Source organism: Dethiothermospora halolimnae, from assembly GCF_037577855.1.
Classification (GTDB): Bacteria; Bacillota; Clostridia; order Tissierellales; family VENL01; genus Dethiothermospora; species Dethiothermospora halolimnae.
Map to the genome: position 1 here is coordinate 21,784 of NZ_JBAKFX010000052.1, position 6,000 is coordinate 27,783.

Below are 6,000 nucleotides of genomic sequence, written 5' to 3' on the forward strand. Positions count from 1 at the left end.
AACAGTAAAGGAAATACAATTTAAAGCTTCACCCCATAATTATTGAGGAAAATAATCTTTCTACAACTATATACATTTTTTATCCTTTATAGTACAATTACTATATCCTAGGATATAGTAATTGTACTATAACTAATTTATATTTATAAAAATGACGATAGACGGCGCCCTTTAACCATTAGTGCGTAAGTCTCCCAACTTCTATTGGGTTATCTACTTATAAGCCTATAGGCGAAAGTGGTTAATAGTCTACAGATAAAAATTGTTTATTGGAAGTATGTTATATCCGAAGGTATTATTTTAGTACTAATAAACTTAACTTTTGTAATAGTATTTTTAAGATTTAAAGTAAAGGAGTGGACTCATTGAGTCCACTCCTTTTGAGCTGTGTTTGGGCATATAGCCCCTAATTCATAAGAATGACCTTTTTTACGTGTAAGTATATTATGCATTATCTATATTGGTCCTACACTTTTTACAATAACCCATAAGGATATATATCCTTATGGGTTATTTTAGTACTTTAATCTATAATAGTAGCCTCTACAATAACATTATCTATTAATTTAAACTTACCATAGTGGCCTGGAGTTAATCTCTGCAAATTACTATCTTTCAAATCTTCACTTAATAGATATTCTTCTATTTTTTCGTCTCCACTATCTATAGTTAATTCCATTCCTTCAGTTGTAAATGATACTTTAACAATTTCCCCAGTAATCCTTTTCACATTGTCTTTTACAGTAACCTCTACAACTATATCATCTTCTAACTCAACCTCTACATCCATTCCAATTTCTAAATCTTCCAATGTTTCTTCTTCATCTATTACAACTTTAACTTCTTTTGATAATTTATATTCCTCAGTATCTACTGTGACATGGTAAACTCCAATTAGGTCAATATCTTTTATTTCTCCTAATACCCTTTCTCTATTAGCCATTGTGGCTTCTATCCTAGTTATATAATTATCCACCAAATAAATTATAGCTGACATTCCTGATTTTAAATCTTCTAATTTGGCTTCTTCTCCATCTAATGTTACGTCAGCTTCTCTTAGAAGATTATACTCTAGTTTATTAACAAATAGATGATATATACCTATTAAATCTAAGTTTGTTATTTCTCCCCTAACCTTATCTACTTCTGCTGTTTCTCCATATATTCTAATAATTTCTCCATCATCTAATCTTACTTCTACTGACATACCAACTATTAAATCCTCTAATCTTTCCACTTCTCCATCAATTCTTACTGTTGTATCCCTTGTTAACTGGTAATCTACTCCACCAATTGTGATATATCCTTCATCTAAATCTATAGCTGATATCTTACCCTGGGCCTTTAAAACACCTCCTTTAAATCCATTTATTTCCACTATTTCATCATTAATTTCTACAGCATTTATTTCCATCTCCATTTCTAGATCTTCTAGTTCTACTTCTTCATCGTTTAATCTTATTTCTGCTTCTCTAGATAACTTATATTCTACTTCATCTATTGTTATATGATAAACCCCTACTAGGTCTAAATCCTCTATAGTTCCTTCTATTACTACTGTTTCTTTTACACTTTTAGCTTCTATTTTAGCTTCTTCATCTTCAATCTCTACTTCTATTTCCATTCCTATCTCTAGATCCTCTAAGTTAGCATCTTCTCCATCTATTTCTACTTCTATTTCTTCTGGTAATTGATATTGTTCTTCATCTATTTCTATTACCCTATCTTCTACATCTATATCTGTTATATTCCCTTTTGCCTCTATTTCAATTTCTACTTCATCTTCTTCCTCTTCTTTATCTTCATCGTCATCTTCGCCTTCATCATCATCTCCTAAAGATATTTCTTTCAGTATACCTCCCGGAAGACCATTTAATATACCTTCCTCCTCTAGTTTATCTAGTGAATCCTTTGATAAATCTAATCCTAAAATTATTTCTTTTAAAACCCCTGGTGACAAACTTCCTGCATTTTCTATAATCAATTCTACTGCTTCTTCTTCTGATAAATTTGACTTTAGTATCTTGTTTTTCAGTAACCCCGGTGCTATTTTGCCTTTTCCATTGCCCTTTCCTGGAGCTGCAAATGCCCCTGATGTTACCGTAAGAACAAGAATAGATATTACTAGAATAATGGATATTATTTTTCTTGACTTCATTCTTTCATCCTCCTATTAATTTAATATATTTTAATTTTTAATTTTTCCATGATTATAATATAAATAAGCTTATGTATTTCACAATATCCAATACCACCTCCTAAATAAGATAGTTATGTAATATACGTTAACTTTTCATGTTGTTTTTACCCCAGTCATTATAGACTTACGAAATCAAACATTTATTTAGGGGCTTCTTTTTGAAAAAATTTTAAAAAATGAAAATAAAATTAGCCCTTACTGGGTCTGATATAGATAAAAGAAAGCTCAATATATCCATGGACATATTGAGCTTTCTTTTATCTATATATTTAATCACCATATTTAACCATATTTCAACTATAATTGAAATTCTAACTGCTCCAGCAATTACAACATTTTTTTGACATAAACTCAATGCCAACAGCTAGTATATTTATTTTAATCATTTATGACAGTCTCCCAGTCATCATTAGCATCTTTCAATTCACATGTTTCATCCATACCATTTACTAAAAGTATAGCATTCCCTATCTTTTTAGAATGTTCGAAGGCTCCCTTAAATAATGTTAGTCTAATCTCATTTGGTATTTCATCAATTTCATAATCACCAAAGGCCTCCTCATTATAACGAACTCTGACATTATTCTTTAAGTTAAGATTATTAAATTCTATTTTGTCTAGCCATCCTGACATTAGCCCCTCTGCCATACTCATTTTCAATTTTCTTATAGAAGCTATTGTCACTATTTCGTCATCAATTGTAAGAGTCACTGAAATCAACACGTCTTTTAGTGTTCCCTTATCCCCCTTTGCCTCAGTTTTAAAATATACCGATATCTGCCTACCCCCAAAATGTGGCTCAGATACAGCTATTACCTCTTTTCCTTTCATACTATATACTTCATCTTTATACTTTATGTTGTATAAACTTAGCCCCTGATTTACAAGTTCTATAAATTTGTTTTCCAACTTAATTTGTTTATCTGGCTGATCCTCAAAAACACTCGTAAAAAATCTATCATTATTTATTTCCTCTTTTTCATCGTCTGTCATCTCAAAGCTGAATACTTTTAAAGGATTTACAAGTAGTGTCTTACCTGCAATCGATTTTATTAGATTTTTATTCTCACCTACTACATCGCAGAATAATGCGTTATATACTACTATAACCATACCCTCTCTATTAAATTTACTCTCTAATTTACTTTTTTGTTCTTTATCTACTAAACCTATCTCTAATGCCTTATCCAAGGATTTATTCCAAAGGAAATCACCTTTACTATCGTCATAACCTAATACCCTTAATATCATTGTTATAAACTGGTTAGCATCCATTTTTTCATTTGAGCCAAACTTGGTATCAGAAATACCATTTATTACATCTTTACTATTTAGATGATAAACCCACTTTTTAGCCCAATCAGGTACATCTATAAACTTATTATTTTTAGTGTTTTCATCAAAGTTCTTATATGCACCATCTATTTCACCATATAATCTTACTACTATTGTAGCCCCTTCTGCTCTTGTAAGTTCCTTCTCTAATTCGTAACCTTTATTATTACCCTCTAATATTCTAAGGTTATCTAATACCCTTGCCATCTCTTCGACGGTTATTCCGTCTTTCCTGAAGCCATCTGATCCATAAACTGTACTTCCCATAGATACAGTTAAAAGCAATACTAATAAAAGACTTATTATTTTTCTAGATTTCAACAAAATAGCCACCCTCTCTTTATTTTTTTATTATATGCTAATTATAACATGTCCTACTGTTTTAGTTAATAAAAGTATTAGCTTTTGTATGTTTTATAAAAAATATATATGTATTAATAATTTCATTAACTAATTTCTTGAAAGTTTAAAAGATTACATTAATAATAAGTTGATTATTACTCCCTAAAAAACTAAATAAAATAAAAGATCAAGATAAAATATTTTATCTTGATCTTTTATGCTATAGATACATATTATACAATTTTTTTATAATCTGTCTATAGTCTATCTTTTAAAAAAATATTATATCAACGGTTTCTCTGCAACTATTGTAATCATTGGCATGCCCTCCAGGATTCGAACCTGGGACAAACTGATTCGAAAAACATCAATTTATAACTTTCTATAATCATCTATAAGTGTTGCAAATACTAAATTCTTAAACCTTAACATTTTATAATTAACTACATCTATCTAAAACTAATGTGGGAAAAGTGTGGGAATATTTATTATCTCACTCTTTTCTGTTTTACTGTATATATCTATCATTTTATGTTCTACTAATTTCTTTTAAAAACTTCCTTCCCGTTATTATCATAAAGTATCCCTGGATCCGGGTCCTCATTATTCCATATGTAAGCTCCTGACCATTTTAGTTTGTTAGTTCCATTACCTTCTTTTCCTCTCCCTGAAACTATTCGAACAGTTGCCCCTGACCTTAATATATACCCGTTAGGAAAATTATATATTTGATTACCTCTAACAGATACTAACTTCCATCCAGTCATATCCACATCACTACTGGAGTTGTTTTTAATAGTTACTATTTCATCACTCACATTTATATTTTCTATAACTACACCCTTTGCTGCAGTATTACTAGACATACTTCCTGTATCATTTTCAGTAGTCTGTTTGTTTACATTAGATTTTATATTACTAATCTCTACTTTCACTGGACTATTATTAAAAGTCACTTCATTGCCATCGGTAGTTGCTACTATACTACCTTGCTTATCAGTCCTATATACCTGTATACCTCTATCTTTATATTTTTTTAATGTTTCTATATTAGGATGACCATATTTGTTTTCTTCCCCTGCACTTATAACTGCGTATTCAGGCTTTATTTTATTTAGAAATTCAATAGATGATGATGTTTTACTTCCATGATGTCCTGACTTTAAAACATCTATATCTATAAACTTAGATAAATTTTTCTTTTCTATTTCTGCTTCCATGTCTCCAGTAAATAAAAACTCTATATTATTATGGTCCAATAAAGTTATAACACTATTGTCATTTGTATTCTCAAAACCATCACCAGTTTCTATAACTTTAAAAGATATTCCATCCCCTAAGTCAAAGGTCATATCTTTATCAAGTATAACCTTAGCTCCTTGTTTCTTTTCTGCCGCTACTGCATTAATATAATCTTTATACGTTTGTGTTGTATGCTTTTGTCCACTATCTATTATAGTTTCTACTTTAAAAGCTTTAAGTACATTATCCAATCCACCTATATGATCTTCATGTGGATGCGTTGCAACCATAATTTCTATATCGTCTGTTTTGAGTTGTTTTAAGTATTTAACTACAGTTTCTCCATCTGCATTATTTCCACCATCTATAAGTATATCATAATCTCCATAGTCTATAAAGATACTATCAGCTTGTCCTACATTAATGAAGTGTACTTTTATTTCTCCATTATCTTCTGTAGCATATGATGGCATAGAAATTGTTAATGCTAAAACTATTACTAGAAAAATTGATAATTTTCTTTTCATGTTTATTCCCTCCAATTATATTATTTTACTTAATACTTCTATATTTTATTATATATTCCTACATAAAAAAATAAAAGACCAGGGAGCTATCCCTAGTCTAAATCTCCATATAATTCTGATATTTCATTTTGCACAGAATCCATATTCATTCTAGCATAAATTTGAGTTGTAGCTATAGACTCATGTCCTAGCAGTCTTTGTATTGTTTCTAGACTAGCCTGGATAGATTATACTTAATTAGACAGTGAAAACTCGGACATGATATAATAAATAAAATTGAATTGGAGGATTATCATGTCTAATAAAGGTAAAAGGTATACTAAAGAATTTAAGAAGCAAATAGTTGAATTAATT

General features: G+C 29.8%; 3 protein-coding genes. All 3 read right to left on the bottom strand.

Annotation, left to right across the window (positions count from 1 at the left end; translation table 11 throughout):
* Window positions 1-523: 523 nt before the first annotated feature.
* The 3 genes from V6137_RS16540 to V6137_RS16550 all read right to left on the bottom strand — a co-directional run bounded on the left by V6137_RS16540 (window position 524) and on the right by V6137_RS16550 (window position 5,646).
* Window positions 524-2,158 (bottom strand): hypothetical protein, encoded by a 1,635-nt coding sequence (locus tag V6137_RS16540; protein WP_425449071.1) that lies wholly within the window; start codon window positions 2,156-2,158, stop codon window positions 524-526.
* 420 nt (window positions 2,159-2,578) lie between these two features.
* Window positions 2,579-3,856: a hypothetical protein gene (locus V6137_RS16545; protein WP_425449072.1), complete on the bottom strand. Its 1,278-nt coding sequence runs from the start codon at window positions 3,854-3,856 to the stop codon at window positions 2,579-2,581.
* Window positions 3,857-4,416: 560 nt separating this feature from the next.
* Complete coding sequence (locus V6137_RS16550; protein WP_425449073.1) at window positions 4,417-5,646, bottom strand: MBL fold metallo-hydrolase; 1,230 nt, start codon at window positions 5,644-5,646, stop codon at window positions 4,417-4,419.
* Window positions 5,647-6,000 lie beyond the last annotated feature (354 nt).

Coding starts and splice junctions, on each gene's coding strand:
- V6137_RS16540 (WP_425449071.1), bottom strand. CDS start 2,158: ATGAAGTCAAGAAAAATAATATCCATTATTCTAGTAATATCTATTCTT.
- V6137_RS16550 (WP_425449073.1), bottom strand. CDS start 5,646: ATGAAAAGAAAATTATCAATTTTTCTAGTAATAGTTTTAGCATTAACA.